The sequence below is a fragment of the Paenibacillus xylanexedens genome (genome assembly GCF_001908275.1).
Classification (GTDB): Bacteria; Bacillota; Bacilli; order Paenibacillales; family Paenibacillaceae; genus Paenibacillus; species Paenibacillus xylanexedens_A.
This window is the reverse complement of sequence record NZ_CP018620.1, coordinates 6,050,288-6,068,057: the sequence shown is the minus strand read 5'-3', so window position 1 is coordinate 6,068,057 and position 17,770 is coordinate 6,050,288. Positions and strand designations below refer to the sequence as shown.

The window sequence follows — 17,770 nt, the reverse complement described above, 5'->3', positions numbered from 1 at the left end:
AACGTATTGACTAAATCCGTTGAAACCTGATAAATTGTAAATTATTAAATAGGCAATTGTAAATATTGAAAGCCCTTACTGAAAACAATTGTCAACTTCTAGAATGAACGGGGGTATCGTGTTGGATAACATAGCCGACAGCAAAAAGGGCGGAGGAAGGGTACTGAAAGTGAGGACGACAAGCGGTCATAGGTTACAGCAGCTCAAAAAAAATTACTTTTTATATATGTTGCTTGCACCAGCCTTAATTTTGACTCTTATCTTCAAGTACATTCCGATGTACGGAGCCATCATTGCGTTTAAGGATTTCAGTCCGATCAAAGGCATCATGGGCAGTGATTGGGTGGGACTGAAGCATTTTGAGAAATTTATAGCTTCACCCAATTTCGATATCATTTTAATGAATACGCTTAAACTCAGCTTTTTGGGATTGATATTCAGTTTCCCGGTGCCCATCTTACTGGCACTCATGCTGAATCAGGTACGCAAAGCTGGCATCAAGAAAAATATTCAATTGTTTCTGTACGCACCCAATTTCATCTCGGTTGTCGTTGTTGTGGGTATGCTGTTCATCTTCCTCTCACCGACAGGGCCGATTAATCAATTAGCCACATGGATTACAGGTCAGCCGATTATGTTCATGTCTGAACCGGAATATTTCCGCTGGATCTACATTTTGTCCGATATCTGGACTGGAGCAGGCTGGGCTTCCATTATATACGTCGCGGCCTTGGCCAATGTTGATCCGGAGCTTCACAATGCGGCTAATCTGGATGGAGCGAATCTCCTTCAGCGTATTCGCCACATTGACCTTCCAACGATTCGTCCGATTATGGCTATCGTCTTTATCCTTGCAGCTGGCGGGATTATGTCCATTGGATTTGAGAAGGCCTATCTGATGCAGACGTCCATGAACCTGCCTTCCTCCGAGATTATTGCCACGTATGTCTACAAGGTGGGACTACAGTCTGGAGATTACGCTTATTCTGCGGCAGTTGGATTGTTCAACTCGGTTATCAATGTGATTTTGCTGGTGACGGTGAATCTGATTGTGAAGAAATTGAATGAAGGCGAAGGCCTCTATTAGGAAAGGAGTATTATCCATGGTTGTTAAACACACGGGAATGGATCGGTTGATCCTCACACTCAATGCTATCTTTCTCACCTGTGCTGTACTGGTTGTGGTTGTTCCCCTGATTTATATTGTTATCGCCTCATTCATGGACCCCACGGTGTTACTGAATCGTGGACTGTCCTTTAATGTATCGGACTGGAGTCTGGACGGATATCAGATGATTTTGTCCAATCCAGCCATGATCCGGGGGTTTGCAAATGCGGTATTGTACTCGGTTTCCTTTGCACTGATCACCGTGACCGTATCCATATTTGCAGGTTATGCATTGTCGGATGATAGGCTCGCGGGACGTGGATTTTTCATGATTATCTTTATCATTACAATGTTCTTCGGCGGGGGATTAATCCCTACATATCTACTCATACGTAATCTCGGCATGCTGGATACGGTGTGGGCGATCATCATCCCTGGAGCCGTTAACGTCTGGAACATCATTCTCTCCAGAACCTTTTTCAAAGGAGTCCCTCGAGAACTGAAAGAAGCTGCAAACGTGGATGGCGCCTCTGAGATGAAGATTTTCTTCCAGATCGTCATTCCATTGTCGAAACCGATCATTTTTGTACTCGCGCTCTATGCGTTCGTTGGTCAATGGAATTCCTATTTTGATGCAATGATCTATCTCGATAATCCGAACCTGCATCCGTTACAGCTCGTTCTGCGTTCGATTCTGATTCAGAATCAAGCTGCTCCGGGAATGATCAGTGATCAATTAGCAATGGCTGAATTGAAACGGCTCTCCGAGATGATTAAATACTCAGCGATTGTCATTTCGAGTCTGCCACTCATCATCATGTATCCGTTCTTCCAGAAGTATTTCGAAAAAGGTGTCATGGTCGGTTCCCTCAAATAGTGAACAGCCTGCGATACAGTAAGTTGATCCAATCCAACTCATGGAGGTCATTATTATGAAAAAAGTGAACAAATCCAGAAAAGCCGTTACAACGGCATCCATTTCCATGTTATCTGCAATGCTCTTTTTAACCGCCTGTGGCGGAGGTGGAGGCGGCGGCGCGGCAAGTGAGGCGCAATCCCCTGATGGCAAGGTGACATTGAATTTTATAACACAGAGCTCTCCGCTGGCTCCCGCTGATCCAAACGACAAGCTGATTAACAAGCGACTCGAAGAGAAAACCAATGTGCATATCAACTGGAAGAACTATACGAGTGATGTGTTTGCAGAAAAAAGAAACCTGGCGGTCGCCAGCGGTGATTTGCCGGATGCCATTTTTGATGCAGGTTACGGGGATTATGATCTCCTGAAACTGGCGAAGGACGGGGCGATCATTCCACTTGAGGACATGATTGAACAACACATGCCCAATCTGAAAAAGGTGCTGGAGGAAGCTCCCGAATACAAGAGCATGATTACGGCTCCAGACGGACATATTTATTCATTCCCATGGATTGAAGAACTCGGAAGTGGCAAACAACGGATTCAGGCAGTGGATAACTTACCCTGGATTAATGTGGAATGGTTGAACAAGCTTGGACTGAAGATGCCAACGACAACCGAAGAACTGAAAGAAGTACTGATCGCGTTCAAAACTCAAGATCCAAATGGCAACGGTAAGGCCGACGAAATTCCGTTATCTTTCATTAACAAACCGGGCGGAGAAGATCTGACATTTCTCTTTGCGGCATTTGGACTCGGAGAGAACTGGGATCATACCGTGGTAACCAATGATGGGAAAGTGGTCTTCACGGCAGCTGATGAAGGCTACAAGGAAGCGGTTAAATACATTCATGAGCTGGTTAAGGAAGGGCTGATCGATGTCGAATCGTACCAACAGGATTGGAACACGTACCTGGCGAAAGGCAAGGATAATAAGTACGGCATGTACTTCACATGGGATAAGGCTAACATTACAGGCATGAATGATACGTATGATGTTCTGCCTCCGGTTGCCGGGCCTAACGGAGAGGTCAATGTCACAAGAACAAACGGAATAGGACTTGATCGTGGTCGCATGGTCATTACCAGCAGCAATAAGAACCTGGAATCCACAGCGAAGTGGGTAGACCAATTGTACGATCCGCTCCAATCTGTGCAGAACAACTGGGGTACCTATGGAGACGAGAGTCAGCAAAATATTTTTGAATTCGATGAAGCCAAAGGCATGCTGAAACATCTTCCGCTGGAAGGATCTGCACCTGTGGAACTCAGACAAAAAACCAGTATCGCAGGACCATTGTCCATTCTCGACAGTTATTATGACAAATACACAACCAAACCGGAAGATGCGGCTTGGCGCATGGAACTTCTCGACAAGGTTATGGTTCCGCATATGAAAGCGGAGAACGTATATCCAAGTGTGTTCTTCTCCATTGATGAACTGGATCGATTGTCCACAATTGAGACCGATCTCTTCGCCTACGTGTTACGTCTGCGTACAGAATGGTATCAGAACGGGAAAGTAGATCAGGAGTGGGATGCTTACTTGAAAGAGCTGGATCGCCTTGGATTGCAAGAATGGCTACAGATTAAACAAGCGGGATATGACCGTAATAACAAATAAAGAAAAGTACGGAGGAGAAACCATAATGTCGACAATTCTTAAACAAGATTACAGAAATGAATACCATTTTTCACCGAAAGAGAAGTGGATGAACGACCCGAACGGCATGGTGTTTTTCAATGGGGAGTATCACTTGTTCTATCAGCATCACCCACATGGAACCACATGGGGCCCCATGCATTGGGGTCATGCAGTGAGCCGGGACCTGATCTCCTGGGAGGAACTTCCGATAGCCTTACTCCCCGATGAGAATGGCACTATATTCTCGGGAAGCGCCGTAGTGGATTGGAATAATACGACCGGATTCTTTGAGGGTGAGCCAGGATTGGTTGCTATTTTCACCCATCATCTTGAAGTTAAAAACCAAGATGCCATACAAACCCAGAGTCTGGCATATAGCAAAGACAGCGGCAGAACCTGGACTAAGTACGAGGGTAATCCGGTATTAAAGCATGAGTCCTTTGTTGATTTCCGTGATCCCAAAGTGTTCTGGCATGAGCAGAGCAAGGAGTGGGTTATGATTATCGCTTGTGGTCAAACGGTATGTCTGTATCGTTCTCCCAATCTGAAGGATTGGAAGTTAGGAAGTGAATTTGGCGCCGGGATTGGTTCACACGATGGCGTATGGGAATGCCCCGACCTGTTCCCGCTTGCAGTGGATGGCGATTCAGGGCAGGAGAAATGGGTGATGCTCGTTAGCATCGGTGCAGATCCTGCTTTTATTGAAGGCTCCAGAACACAATATTTTACCGGAGATTTTGATGGAACTACATTTGTCCCAGACGAGGCATCCCATACGGTTCGCTGGATTGATTATGGTCGGGATAACTACGCAGGAGTTAGTTGGTCTGACGTTCCTGAGGAAGATGGAAGACGCCTCATTATCGGCTGGATGAGCAACTGGATGTATGCCAACCAGACGCCAACCAATAACTACCGTGGAGCAATGACCATTGCCCGGGAGTTGACACTGGAGACAAGAGCGGGAGAAGTTATATTAATTCAACGTCCTGCACGTGAACTTGAGCAAGCCCGTACGCTTGTATTGTCCCTGCAGGATGCTTCGATTCAGCAAGTGAGTGAGGAGTTGAACACTTTGCAACTCGTGAACTATGAGATCCATGCAGAGTGGACTCAGGATCAGTCGTTCCATTTTGCACTAAGAAGCAGCGCAGATCACGAGACGGTCGTTGGTGTAGACTCGATCCGAAGTGAAGTGTACGTTGATCGTAGTCGATCGGGCATCGGCAATTTTCATGAACTTTTCCTGAGCCGTCATACAGCTGAGTTAAAAGAAGTGAACGGAAATCAAAGTTTGCGTATCTTTGTAGATCATTCATCTGTGGAGGTATTTGCAAATGATGGTCAGGCGGTTATTACGGATCTGATCTATCCGGATGCGGATTGCCAAGGCATCTTTGCTCATGCAGAAAATACAGATCTGGTTTTCTCTTCACTTCATATCTATGAGATATCATCAACCAAGGCTACAGGTTAATTGTAATGAAGGAAAGGGGCCCAAAACGATGCGTATTGGAGCTATAGAAGCGGGCGGAACAAAGTTTGTATGTGGTGTAGGTAATGAGCATGGACAGATTGAAGATCGGATCAGCTTTCCAACAGAACATCCGGAGACTACCCTTGCCAAGGTGATCGACTATTTTAGGGATAAAGATGTGGAAGCCATAGGGATCGGCTCCTTTGGTCCGATTGATCTGCAACCGGATAGTCCCACCTATGGTTATATTACGACCACACCTAAGCCTGGGTGGGGAAACTGTAATGTGGTTGGAACTTTGAAGCATGAATTTCCGGTTCCTTTTGGATGGGATACGGATGTGAATGCTGCCGCGCTCGGTGAAGCGACGTGGGGAGCGGCGCAAGGACTGGACAACTGTGTATATTACACGATTGGTACAGGAGTTGGTGTTGGACTTGTGGCAGGGGGCCAGCGAGTCCACGGATTGCTACATCCCGAGGGCGGACATATTCGGACAAGACGCCATCCAGACGATCACTTTGCCGGATTATGCCCATATCATGGCGATTGCCTGGAGGGGATGGCTGCAGGACCAGCCATTGAAGCTCGCTGGCAAATCCCTGGCAGTGAACTGCCGGCAGATCATCCGGCGTGGGAGATCGAATCCTTTTACATTGCGGAGTCGATTACTACGGCCATCTTGCTTCATTCGCCGCAGAAGATCATCTTGGGCGGTGGAGTGATGCAGCAAGATCATCTGTTTCCTATGATCCGGGAGCAGGTAGTGCGGAATCTCAATGGTTATGTAAATGTAGCCCCAATCACGCAACATATCGACCAATATATTGTGCAGCCCGGATTGGGCCAGCATGCAGGCCTATGTGGTGCGTTAGCATTGGGTCTGGAAGCATTGCAGCATGCAGCACAAGCGCCACATGCTTCGTAGTTTTCTTAAATAATCTTCATCCCAGAAGGGACGGTTGCGGATTCGCTTATTTGTATAAGCAAGACTGCACCGTCCTTTTTGGGCTTTTTTATTTTTTTGAGGAGTTCAATAGTTTTGAAAAAAAATAGTGCGTTCTAAAATCCGGTGTTGCTCAAGTGAGTTGCCAAAGGTATGATTTTTAGTGTTCTATAGTGCGATAAGACATTCAAAAATTAACGTGTCTCTAATGGAAAGGAATTCAACAAATGAACCCAATAACAATGCGTCAAGCTGTACAGGCAGACCAAGAGCAACTCGCTGATTTGCGAGCCTTGGTATTATACGATGATCTAACCAGACTGGGAAGGTACGATGATGTGAAGGTGCGTGAACGTTTCCGGAATACATTCAATCCTGCCCAGACACAGATTATTGAAGTGGAGGGTTCAATGGTAGGTTGTGTAGCGTTGAAGTCCAAGTCTGAGGCATATCTATTGGAACATTTCTACATACATCCCGATTATCAAGGCCAGAGAATAGGAACTCAGGTACTGAACATGCTGCTGGAACAGGATGAAGTTCAGGGGAAACGTGTTATTTTAAATGTTTTGCAGGGAAGCCCTGCTCGTCGATTGTATGAACGATTTGGATTTGTGTTGGATAGTGAAGACGAGGTTGATGTGTTTATGTCGGTCCAAGTGCCGGAATAGTATGATTACCATACGTAATCAAGTTCACTTCATATTTACAGGTTAATGGAGAGTATAGAAAAAAATATTAAGAAGCGAAGAGTTGGCTTTTATCTCACAATTACCTATGTCGGGATACCGATCCCGCATGTTTGGAAAGTGAGGATAGATGTTGTATCATGGCATGTTTGAAGTGAACTGCTATCGTTGTCACACGTCAAAAGCGTCGTTCCAATAAAAAGGGACGGCGCTTTTAGTTGTTATTAACTGCTGGTAATACAAACTTTATTGGATGGCTTATGTAGTAGAGTATCGAGGTCACCATTCAAATCTTTCAGATTCGGGAGAAATGAAGCAGCTATCGAACAGATGAAAGGAAGAAGACCTAAAGACAGAAAGAGGAAGGGAAGGCCAAAGACTTCTGCAACCGTTGCACCTGCAAAAGCGCCTACGGGTTGTAACCCTCCACCAATCAGAAAACGGATCGAATTAACCCGGCCTTGTAGAGAACTGGGCACAAGCGTACCATGTAACGAAGAGCTTAGAGAACCGAAGAAAGGTCCGGCTGCTCCTGCAGCACATAAGGCAATAAGTGCAAATGGGTAACTCGGAAATAGTCCCAACAAAGCGTTGAAAAGCCCAATCACAGCTAAACTGCACAGCATGACCGTGCGTCTTCTCTTGATTTCACCCATCCACGAGATAATAGCTAGTCCTGCTAGTGTGCCAAATGCAGAAGCGGTGGTCAGAGTGCCCATGGCGGCGGCATCCCGGTGAAGTACTTCGCGGACAAAAGGAATCATCATGGTCCAGATGGCTACGGAGGACATATTGCTGATCGAAACCATTACCATAATCGAGAGCATGGCTGGGAATCGCCGATAAAAAGAGAAACCCTCTCCAATATCTCGGATATAAGATTTGAGAGAAAAAGATGCTTGAGCTGCTGGTTTCTGCATTGTGGGCAGATAGAGCAGTGCGGTGATGGCTGCAATGTAGCAAATAGCGTTGATGCCAAGTGTTGGTAACGCTCCGGATGCAGCCGTTAGAGCTCCGGCAATGGCAGGTCCCAGCAAAGCAGCGGCATTTCGACAACCATCGATCACTGCGAATGCCCGCAGAAGTTTGTGTTCGCCAGCTACACCTGGTACAGTAGCCATGGCCGTTGGCATGAAGAGGGCGGAGCAGGCTCCGCTGAGTGCTGCGGCGAGAAACAGGTGCCAAAGTTGTAATTGGCCCGCAATACCCATACTCAGTGGCAACAAAAGAGCCAACAGTCGTACTGCAGCCAATCCGGCCATGAACCGTCCACGATGCAGTCGGTCTGACAGCGGTGATCCAAGTAGCCGGAAGACTACCTCAGGAATGCTGAAGCTTAGTGCCATAGCACCCATGGCTAGCTTAGAGGCAGTTAATTCATAAACAAGCCATTCCATGGCCAAAAGACCAAACACATCACCTAGAGAACTAAGAGTAACAGTAGCCAATAAACCGTAGTAACTTCGCTTCAGCATTAAGTTTCCTCCATATGATAGAATAGTGCAATTTGTGGAGAAGGAAATGCTTGAACTCAACCTTCAATATAAGCTCCAATCTGCCGTGGAAGGTTGTTTAGAGCTTCCAAGCGCAGGCTATATTCGGTGTTTTTGTAATCATAATGCACGATAATTAGCCCGGCTGCTCGCAAGGCTATTAGATGGTAATGCACCGTGCTCTTGGACAGTCCAACCTCACGGACAATTTCAGTGAAGGTCAGCTGTTTACCAGCCAGTAGTCTTAAAATGAACAGTCTGTTTTCATCGGACAGTGCCCGGGTTAGACGCAGTAACCCAGGGTCTGGTCGTCCCGGTTCTGTTGGAAGAATATCGCAAGAATAATTAGTGAAGATCATCTCGTCAAAGATCACTGAGGTGACAAATGGACGTGCATGATATTGAGGGATGAGGATTATTTTTTTTAGCGTATGGTTGGGATATATCCTCATGCCCTGTGTAGCTTGTTCATAGACCTCTTGGTCATTCGTCCCGTTCAGACTGGAACGTCTCGATTCAGCTTCCAAAAAGAGTCCCTCAATAATTGCCGGATCGATGTGCCCAAAATACTGAGTATCCCATTCTCGTAGCACTTCGGATGTCCGACTGCGCAATTCGGACAGATTGGAGGGGACAGATAACTTAAAGCGAGCGGCGATGTCATACAATTGTCCTGAGGACAACTCTTCAAGCCAATTCAAAAAGCCATTCACCGAACGTTCCCCTGAACAGCTCCATATATATGGCGCAAGGCTGAAATTGTCTGTGGCTTTCATCGTATCTCGCATTTGTTGAAGTTTGGCTGGAGAGAATCGATCCTGTACATCACGAACCCACCGTTTCCCGGCATCCAGGTTAGTATGATTTTGTTTACTCATAAAAGCGCTCAGGGTGCTTACACATTCATAAATTGGCGCAAAATCAACTTCTACTGTGTAGTTCATAAGAGTATAATTCCTTTCTGGATTAGTTCTATATTTATAGAACAAGTGATTAGTTTTATACTATACGAACTTATTTGTTGTTTCAACATAAATTTTCCATGTTCATACCAAACATCCTATTTCCACAAAACCCATTCATTTAATTCTTGAATGGGTCTATTGAACTTTTCTATTATACTTTCTGATGACGTTACCCTAATATGGATAATAACCTACTTTTTATATAGGAATTATATAGTATGGAGAATGCCAAGATGCCACAATGGAAGAGAAATCTGTATATTCTGTGGTTCGGCCTGTTTTTCAATCATATGGCGTACTCGCTATCCGTTCCGTTCTTTCCTATATTCCTGCAAAATGATCTCGGTATCCAGAGTGGCTTGGAAGCTTGGTCGGGTATCTCCATCTCCATCAGCTTTCTGATCAGCGGATTATGCGCACCCTTCTGGGGATCACTGGCTGATAAATATGGCAGCAAACTGATGCTGGTCCGTTCCGGAGTGGGGCTAGGCATTGCACATCTGGCTAACTTCTTTGTGTATGATCCGTATACGTTTATCGCGGTGAGGGTCTTTCAGGGACTCATGGCTGGTTTTCATCCCGCCTCGATTACTCTGATCGGCACCAATACTCCGGAGAAACAGGTGGGTTATGCACTTGGCGTGATCTCTACGGCCAGCGCTGCGGGCGGAATTCTTGGTCCTCTTGTCGGTGGTGTATTGAGTCACTGGATCGGACTGCGGGGATGTTTCATTGCATCCGCTGTAATTACATTGCTCGCGGCTCTGATGGTCCTCGGTGTTAAGGAGTCACGACAAACTCGTACGATCGTTCCAACGAAGATCATAGGGGATTTGAAAAGAGCGGCTTCCACGCCGGGTTTGATGCGAATCTACGGTTTGATTCTCTTAGTCTCGACCTCCGTGCTCATCATCGAACCGGTGCTGACGCTCTATGTGGTCCAGATTGGCGGAGATGTTGGCAGTGCAACACTCAGTGCAGGAATTGTCTTCTCGGCGATTGGTGTGGCAACCGTCATTATGGGGCCGCGATGGGGGAAGATTGGTGGAAGGATCGGATACGAGAAAACCCTGTTTATCGGTCTGATCGGCGGTGGGATTGGCAGTCTGCTGCAAATGACAGCAACGAATCTGATTTATTTTGGCAGCCTGCGATTTGTTTATGGTCTATTCTTTGCCGCGGTCTATCCGGCGCTTAATGCCCTGATCATCAAATATGCTGATCACGATTTTCGTGGGAGGGCTGTCAGTCTGAGTCAGACGGCGAGTCAGTTCGGTATTGTGCTTGGACCGTTAATTGGTGGTTTTCTCGGTGGATGGATCGGCATTCCGTATATTTTTCTATTTACAGGGATTGTATTGCTTGGAGCGGCTTGGGCAGTCCGGGTAAGTGATGTGAAACAGGCGGATAAACCGGGATTAGGCATGGCAACAGCAGAAGTTAGCGGAAACAGCATAAAGAAATGATGAAACGACTCTCAGAGATAAAAGGATACTCGAACTGAATGGTCATCACCACAATATAGGGAGGAATATATATGTCGCAACGACAATTGAAGTTGGGAGCCAATCTGAACGGAGTGGGTAACAGCATTTCCTTTTGGCGTCACCCGGATATTCCAATTAACGCGAGCGTTAGTCTGGAATTCTACAAGAAGCAGGTGCGTATCGCGGAAAAAGGGAAATTTGATCTGCTCTTTATTGCAGATGGCCTCTTCATTAACAAGAAGTCCAATCCACATTTTCTCAATCGCTTCGAACCTCTCACGCTTCTGTCCGCACTCGCCGGGGCAACTTCCCATATCGGGCTGGTTGCTACATTGTCTACTTCCTATAGTGAACCCTTCACGGTTGCGAGGCAATTTGCTTCGTTGGATCAATTAAGCGGTGGGAGAGCCGGATGGAATGTGGTCACTTCACCTCTGGAAGGATCGGCACTTAATTTTGGCAAAGGCGAACATCCGAACCATGCGCTGCGCTACGAGATTGCGGAAGAACATCTGAATGTGGTCAAAGGCCTTTGGGATTCCTGGGAGGATGATGCCTTTGTCGGAGACAAGGAACAGGGCGTATTCTTCGACCCTGCCAAGCTACATACGCTGAATCACAAGGGAAAGCACTTCTCCGTACAGGGTCCGCTTAATGTGGGGCGTTCGAAGCAGGGTCACCCGGTGATTTTTCAGGCGGGCTCATCCGAATCTGGTAAAGATCTGGCCGCCCGATCCGCAGATGCCGTCTACACAGGACATGAGACGCTGGAGGAAGCAAGGGAGTTCTACCGGGATGTGAAGGCAAGAGTGGTGGCTTATGGACGCAAGGCAGAAGATATCCTGATCTTCCCGGGCATCGGCCCCATTGTGGGTAGAACAGCGGAAGAGGCTGAGCAGAAATATCAGGAAATTGCCGAACTGGTGAGTATTGATCAGGCGTTGAATTATCTGGGACGTTACTTCGATCATTACGACTTCTCCCAGTTCCCGCTGGACGAACCTTTCCCTGAGATTGGGGAGATCGGCAGCAACAGCTTCCGCAGTACAACAGACAAGATTAAGCAGCAGGCACGGGAACAGGGGCTGACCCTGCGCCAAGTCGCGTTGCTGGCATCCACTCCACGTACATCGTTCATTGGTACACCGGATCAGATCGCAGATCAGATTCAGGAATGGTTTGAAGGCGAAGCGGCAGACGGATTCAATGTTCGTACCGTGGTGCCCAATGGATTGGAAGATTTCGTGGAGCTGGTTGTTCCGGTTCTGCAAGAACGAGGGCTGTTCCGTACGGAGTATGAACATGAGACGCTAAGGGAGAATCTGGGTCTTGAGATTCCACGTAATCGGTATACGTTGGAGAGTGTGAGATAGAAAAGATAGAGCGGTAATGACGTTAAATTAACGTTGTTGCCGCTCTTTTTAATGGTTTCTTTTTCGGAGAGTACTGCTATTATAAAATGATATACAAGCTGCAATTCCAGACGAGTCACAGGAGGCGATTGGGATGATTAGAGGGTTAACGAATGCGGGACTGGGCAACATCGAGTCTGATGAACAATATATCATAGATGCGGCCAAGCACGGATTCGGATCTGTAGATTTGAATCCGCTCTCATTGATTGAAACGTATGGCAAAGAACAGGCACAACATCTGCTGGAAAGCAATCAGGTGATTATCGGTTCATCGGGGCTGAGGGTGGAGTGGCGGACGACAGATGAGCAATTCCGTGAGGGATTGCAATCGTTGGTCGCTATGGCAGAAGCTTCTGCTTCGCTGGACTGTTACAGCTGCTGCACGTATATTTTACCCTCAACGGATCAACCGGCAGCGCAATTTATGGTCGCGGCTACGAAACGCTTGAGACTCTGCGCAGATATCTTGGACGCTTACGGGATTAAGTTGGGTCTGGAGTTTGTGGGATGCCACCATTTGCGGACGCAATGGAAGAATCCGTTTATCTGGCGTGTGGACGATACGCTGGATTGGATCGAGACGATCCATGCGCCTAACGTAGGTTTGTTGGTGGATTCCTATCACTGGCATACAAATGGTTTACCGATGGAAGATCTGTTGAAGCTGAAGAAAGAGCAGATTGTTCATGTGCATATCAACGATGCTTATGATTTGCCAATCGAGGAATTGAAGGATGGAGAACGCTTGTACCCCGGCGAAGGGGTCATTAATCTGGGTGGATTTCTGAGAAATTTGCAAGCGATTGGCTACAACGGTGTGGTGGCTCAGGAAGTACTGGCACCGGCATCGAATCTTAGTACGAACGAACTATTCGCCAAGTCAAAGGCTGGTTTCGATCAGGTGTTTGTCACAGTATAATGTGTGAGAAAATATATAATGAGAGCAAGGGCCCATACATTCTGTATGGGTCATTTTGTTGTTTTAACAATATGAATGTGCTGATATGAAAACATTGACAATTCGTTAACAATTCCAAGATTTTCCGTTTACAATTCGCTCCTATAATTACAAACGTGATAGGTCATTTTTACTATGAACGTGGAAGTTTGGGGGGATGAGGCGGACAAGCTCTCATATTGATGATACATGCAGCATACCAGACAACAGGGCACGGCATACAAGGCAAATTATATGGAGAAAAGAAGGGTGACCAAAGCCAATGTCAATGAAAAAGGTGTTAGTAGTGTCCATGGTAGCCACAGCGTTAACAACTTCTGTGGTTAGTGCAGTATCAGCTGCTCCTGCAGTGAAACCTGCAGCTAGTACAGCTCAGGTGCAAAACTCCACGCTTACAATAAACGGAAACAGCGTCGTCGTTCGTTCCATCGTGAAGAATGGTGAGACCCTTGTGTCGCTCCGTGATGTGATCAAGGCTATTGGCGCACAAGCGGAAGTACAACGTGGAACGACCATAATCAAGCTAAATGGTCACACGGTGACACTCCAGAACAATGCGAAACAACTTCTGGTGGATGGCAACAAAGTGAATTTGAATCAACCGGTTACAATCATTGGAGGTACAAGCTACGTTGCGCTCCGACCATTGGTATCCAGCGTTGGCGGTACAATCGTCAAGAGAAGCGGAGCGCTGGAAGTTAGCACGGTAGCATTGCTCGAAGGTGCGGATAATCCCCGTTTTGCCGGAGCGGATAAGCTGATCGTTTCCAAGAGTGATGATAATGGCCGAACCGATTATCTCGTGAATACAACGAGTGGTAAATACGAGCTGTTGTTAACGACAGATGGCGGATCGGATCTGGTTGTTTCCCCGAGTGGTGATCAAGCTGCGTATACCAATGCGGAAGGTTCCGTCTACGTTATTGATCTGAAGACAAAGGCTTCGAGATTAATCACAAGTGACACAAGTATTAAACCGGAATTGGTATGGTCTGCGGATGGAAGCGCCATTTATTTCCTGCAAGGAGATAAAGGGTCGGTGATTGCAAGTCTTAATCTGGCTGATGGCGTAATTAAGAAACTGGTTGAAGACAAAGTGGATTACAAAGAAAACCTGAATGTGTCTGCGGACGGCAAAAGATTTATCTACACAGTGACGACACTTGGCAAGGTAACCTCCGATGCAACCAATGTAGATGAAGATAACGTGTCTATCGACTTTTCAGCCAATCAACAGCAAATATTTTCGTATAACAACGGTATAACAAAAGCGGAAGCGACGCAGTTAACGACTACAACGGATGACAAAGTGTTTGTATGGTCCGTTGACGGGCAGAAAGCCTACTACGTAAGTGTACCATCCGAGGACGGCAATGCTTCGCTGCAATCTGTGGATGCATCCCAGAAAGCAACAACGGTGTATGGTGCGTACGATGTAGAGCAAGTGATTCTGTCGGGTGACATCTTGTATGTATTGGCTGCACAGGATGACAGCAACAGCGTCATTATTTCCATCGACACAGTGACAGGAAAACAAACCAAGTTATATACCGTATCTTCCGATGTATCCTCCATTACCGTTGCTGGATCACAAATCGCCGTGATTGAAGACGACCGAGTTCTGGTACAAGCGGGTGGCAGCTGGAGAGCCGTTACGAAGTGATTTTTTTGATCCAAGAGTGATAAGCACATAATCGCAATTAACTATTTTATAATTCGAGAGGAGTTTATAAAAATGAAAAAATGGATCAAACCTTTCACGGCAATGCTTATGGCAGTATCCCTAATTGGTGGACTTGGAGGCGCAACGACGGCATCTGCTGCCAAGAGCACGGAGAAAGGGAAAATTGTCATTAACGGTTCCTCGGCATTGCTCCCACTGACTCTTCAGGCTGCAAGTGAATTCAAGAAAGATAATCCAAAAGTCAAAATCTCGGCTTCCGCCGCAGGTTCCATTACAGGTCCTCAATCCGTACGTAAAGGGATTGCTGACATTGGTGCTGTGGACTGGGATGCATCCAAGGATGTACCCGGCTTCAAGAAATTTGATGGAATGGTAGCCAATCCAGTAGCAGTAACGGTATTCACGGCTGTTGTTAACACGAATGTGGGTGTAAGCAGCCTGACCACGAAACAATTGCAGGACATCTTCTCCGGCAAAGTGACCAACTGGAAAGACGTTGGCGGTGCGAATGCCAACATCGTTGTTGTTAACCGTAAGTTTGGTTCCGGCACACGGGTCAACTTCCAGCAAAAAGCGCTCGACGGTAAAGATTTCATGAGCAAAGGTGACAATTATAAAGAAGTTGGTTCCAGCGGTGATATGAAAACAACCATTGAAACCACACCCAATGCGATCGGTTATATTGACCTTCCTTATGTAACTAGCAAAATGAAGGCTGTATCCATCAATGGTGTGGCACCAACTGAGAAAAACGTTCTGAACAAAACCTACAAAGTATGGGGTATCGGATATTACATGACCAAAGGTCAACCTACCGGTGCAACCAAAGCGTTCATTGAGTACATCCAAAGCAGCAAGTTCCAGAACGGTTCCCTGAAAAAGCTGAAATTCATTCCGCTTGCGGCTGTAAAATAACGGCGCTTCAAACGTTCGTCATTCTCACATTTCATAAGAAAAGGGATAGCCAGCTTCTGCGCACGGTCGCAAGCTGGCTTCTCTATGTGAAAGGAAGAGCACTTCATGATCGATTTGAATCCATCCCCGAACAGCCCCGCCCCGAGTGAGCTTGGTACGAGCCTTGGTAAGGCCGCTGAATCGGGCACGCGGTTTAACCGTAAGGCGCGTCTAAGGTGGTCCAATAACCTGTTTCGCATGGTGTGCATCGGCAGTACGATCTTTGTATGTCTGGTTCTCTTATGTATCTTAATTCTCATGTTTCGTACGGGCGTTCTTACTTTTGCGGATGTATCGCTGCGTGAATTCTTTTTCTCCACCAACTGGGACCCGGAAAATGAACATTATGGTGCACTGACCTTTATCCTCGGAACACTGGCTCTTACGGGTCTCACCATGTTGTTTGCCATTCCACTCTCTGTCATCATTGCTGTATTTCTGGCCGAAATGACACCCAAATGGCTTCGCCATATTCTACGACCTGTATTGGATCTGCTGGTGGGTATTCCTTCTGTGGTGTACGGTTTCCTGGGACTGACGATCCTCATTCCATGGCTAAGGGATATTAGTGGACGTGATCTGGCTGACGGGTTACTCGCTGCGTCCATTGTATTGACCATTATGGTACTTCCCACGATTAGCCGGATCAGTGATGATGCCATATCTGCTGTTCCGAACAAATACCGTGATGCTGCCTATGCACTCGGCACGAACCGATTCCAGACTGTGACTCGTGTCGTCTTACCTGCTGCAAAAGGCGGGATCATGTACGCGGTCATTCTTGGAATGACTCGTGCGATCGGTGAGACGATGGCGGTGGTGATGGTCATTGGTAATACAGCGCAGCTCGCCAACAGTCTGTTCACGCCAACAGCTGTACTGACCAGTAATATCGTCATGCAAATCTCTAGCGTCGAATTCGACTCCACCTGGAATCATGGTCTGTACATGATGGGCTTTATCCTGCTCGCCATTTCGATCCTGATGATCGTTATCGTAAGATTGCTTCAGAAGAGAGGGGACCGAAACGTATGAGTGTGAAGAAGCAGGCGAACGCTGTCGTCCCGTCTTATTCTTTTGGCAAACGGAGAAGTTCATCGATGGTGATGGATCGGCTCTTTACCGGCATGGTATGGGGCGTTGGTATTGTCGTCATTTTGTTTATTGTTGGACTGTTATTTTTGCTGTTGAACAAAGGATTGCCGCTGCTCAGCTGGGATTTCCTATACGGTGTTCCGAGTGAGATTGAAGAAGGCGGAGGGATCGGCCCGGCACTGTTCAACTCGTTCTATGTGTTAATTCTGTCCCTGCTCATTTCCATCCCGATTGGTATGGCGGCAGGCATATATCTGGCAGAGTTTGCACCAAACAATAAGTTAATCGAGACCGTTCGTATTTGCGTGGAGGGATTGTCCTCTGTGCCATCCATCATCTTTGGATTGTTCGGTATTGCTCTGTTTGTGGAGTTTTTCGAAATTGGTCTTACCATTCTGGGCGCAGCCGTCAGCCTTGCTTTCCTGAACCTGCCTGTGCTTACCAGGGTAACAGAGGAATCCGTCAGGGCGGTTCCGGTGGAACTTCGCAATGGATCATTCGCACTGGGTTCAACACATCTTCAGACGATCCGCCAAGTGTTGTTGCCGGTAGCTATCAACGGGATCATGACGGGTATTTGCCTGACCGCAGGCCGGGCATTTGGTGAGAGTGCTGTCATTATTCTGACCGCTGGGGTGTCTACATCCGGGGAAATGTGGGACTTTAATTTGTTATCGCCGGGAGGAACCCTTGCGGTACATCTCTGGTACGTTCAATCGGAAGCCATTGTGCCGGATGCCGAGGAAATTGCGCAGAAAACCACAGCGGTGCTGATCTTTGTAGCGTTACTCATTAATGTTCTGTTCCGTGTACCCCTGTGGTTGAAAGCACGCAAAAATCAAGCCTGATAAAAGAGGATACCGCTAATCGGTATCGTCTGGAACAACGCCAATTTTCTAAGCTGAATCTGCAAATCATTCCATTCAACCCGGGAG

At 46.9% G+C, this 17,770-nt stretch carries 15 protein-coding genes; 13 read left to right on the top strand and 2 right to left on the bottom strand.

What is annotated here, in order from left to right:
- The first annotated feature begins 226 nt into the window (after positions 1–226).
- From BS614_RS26390 to BS614_RS26365, 6 genes are all read left to right on the top strand, one after another.
- Positions 227–1,087, top strand: a complete 861-nt coding sequence (locus tag BS614_RS26390) for an ABC transporter permease (protein ID WP_223200008.1) — start codon at positions 227–229, stop codon at positions 1,085–1,087.
- A gap of 16 nt (positions 1,088–1,103) precedes the next feature.
- Positions 1,104–1,985, top strand: coding sequence for a carbohydrate ABC transporter permease (locus BS614_RS26385; protein WP_036617174.1), 882 nt, complete (start codon positions 1,104–1,106; stop codon positions 1,983–1,985).
- Positions 1,986–2,040: 55 nt separating this feature from the next.
- The gene (locus BS614_RS26380; RefSeq protein ID WP_157116211.1) at positions 2,041–3,651 is read left to right on the top strand and encodes an ABC transporter substrate-binding protein; all 1,611 of its coding nucleotides are present in this window, start codon (positions 2,041–2,043) and stop codon (positions 3,649–3,651) included.
- 25 nt (positions 3,652–3,676) lie between these two features.
- Positions 3,677–5,149, top strand: a complete 1,473-nt coding sequence (locus BS614_RS26375; RefSeq protein WP_074096126.1) for a glycoside hydrolase family 32 protein — start codon at positions 3,677–3,679, stop codon at positions 5,147–5,149.
- A 28-nt stretch (positions 5,150–5,177) separates the two neighbouring features.
- Entirely contained in the window at positions 5,178–6,077 is a 900-nt protein-coding gene (locus tag BS614_RS26370; RefSeq protein ID WP_074096125.1) for an ROK family protein, read from the top strand.
- A 245-nt stretch (positions 6,078–6,322) separates the two neighbouring features.
- On the top strand, positions 6,323–6,766 hold the full coding sequence (locus BS614_RS26365; protein ID WP_074096124.1) for a GNAT family N-acetyltransferase: 444 nt from the start codon (positions 6,323–6,325) through the stop codon (positions 6,764–6,766).
- 242 nt (positions 6,767–7,008) lie between these two features.
- On the opposite strand, the gene BS614_RS26360 is transcribed toward BS614_RS26365, so the two are convergent.
- Together BS614_RS26360 and BS614_RS26355 are read right to left on the bottom strand one after the other, a co-directional pair.
- Positions 7,009–8,259 carry an MFS transporter gene (locus BS614_RS26360; protein ID WP_074096123.1) on the bottom strand — a complete coding sequence of 417 codons (1,251 nt, stop codon included), beginning with the start codon at positions 8,257–8,259 and terminating at the stop codon, positions 7,009–7,011.
- A 56-nt stretch (positions 8,260–8,315) separates the two neighbouring features.
- Positions 8,316–9,221: an ArsR/SmtB family transcription factor gene (locus BS614_RS26355; RefSeq protein WP_074096122.1), complete on the bottom strand. Its 906-nt coding sequence runs from the start codon at positions 9,219–9,221 to the stop codon at positions 8,316–8,318.
- 254 nt (positions 9,222–9,475) lie between these two features.
- On the opposite strand from BS614_RS26355, the gene BS614_RS26350 reads away from it, so the two are divergent.
- The 7 genes from BS614_RS26350 (at position 9,476) to pstA (ending at position 17,683) form a co-directional block, all read left to right on the top strand.
- Complete coding sequence (locus tag BS614_RS26350) at positions 9,476–10,708, top strand: MFS transporter (RefSeq protein WP_084174946.1); 1,233 nt, start codon at positions 9,476–9,478, stop codon at positions 10,706–10,708.
- 71 nt (positions 10,709–10,779) lie between these two features.
- A complete protein-coding gene (locus tag BS614_RS26345; protein ID WP_074096120.1) occupies positions 10,780–12,102 on the top strand; it encodes an LLM class flavin-dependent oxidoreductase in 1,323 nt (440 codons plus the stop codon).
- A gap of 133 nt (positions 12,103–12,235) precedes the next feature.
- Positions 12,236–13,063, top strand: a complete 828-nt coding sequence (locus BS614_RS26340) for a sugar phosphate isomerase/epimerase family protein (protein WP_074096119.1) — start codon at positions 12,236–12,238, stop codon at positions 13,061–13,063.
- Positions 13,064–13,364: 301 nt separating this feature from the next.
- A complete protein-coding gene (locus BS614_RS26335; RefSeq protein WP_244898205.1) occupies positions 13,365–14,765 on the top strand; it encodes a stalk domain-containing protein in 1,401 nt (466 codons plus the stop codon).
- Between the two features lie 72 nt (positions 14,766–14,837).
- Entirely contained in the window at positions 14,838–15,701 is an 864-nt protein-coding gene (locus tag BS614_RS26330) for a phosphate ABC transporter substrate-binding protein (protein ID WP_017686974.1), read from the top strand.
- 105 nt (positions 15,702–15,806) lie between these two features.
- Complete coding sequence (gene pstC, locus BS614_RS26325) at positions 15,807–16,775, top strand: phosphate ABC transporter permease subunit PstC (RefSeq protein ID WP_074096118.1); 969 nt, start codon at positions 15,807–15,809, stop codon at positions 16,773–16,775.
- Entirely contained in the window at positions 16,772–17,683 is a 912-nt protein-coding gene (gene pstA / locus BS614_RS26320) for a phosphate ABC transporter permease PstA (RefSeq protein WP_074096117.1), read from the top strand. The genes pstC and pstA overlap by 4 nt, the downstream gene beginning before the upstream one ends.
- Positions 17,684–17,770: the final 87 nt, after the last annotated feature.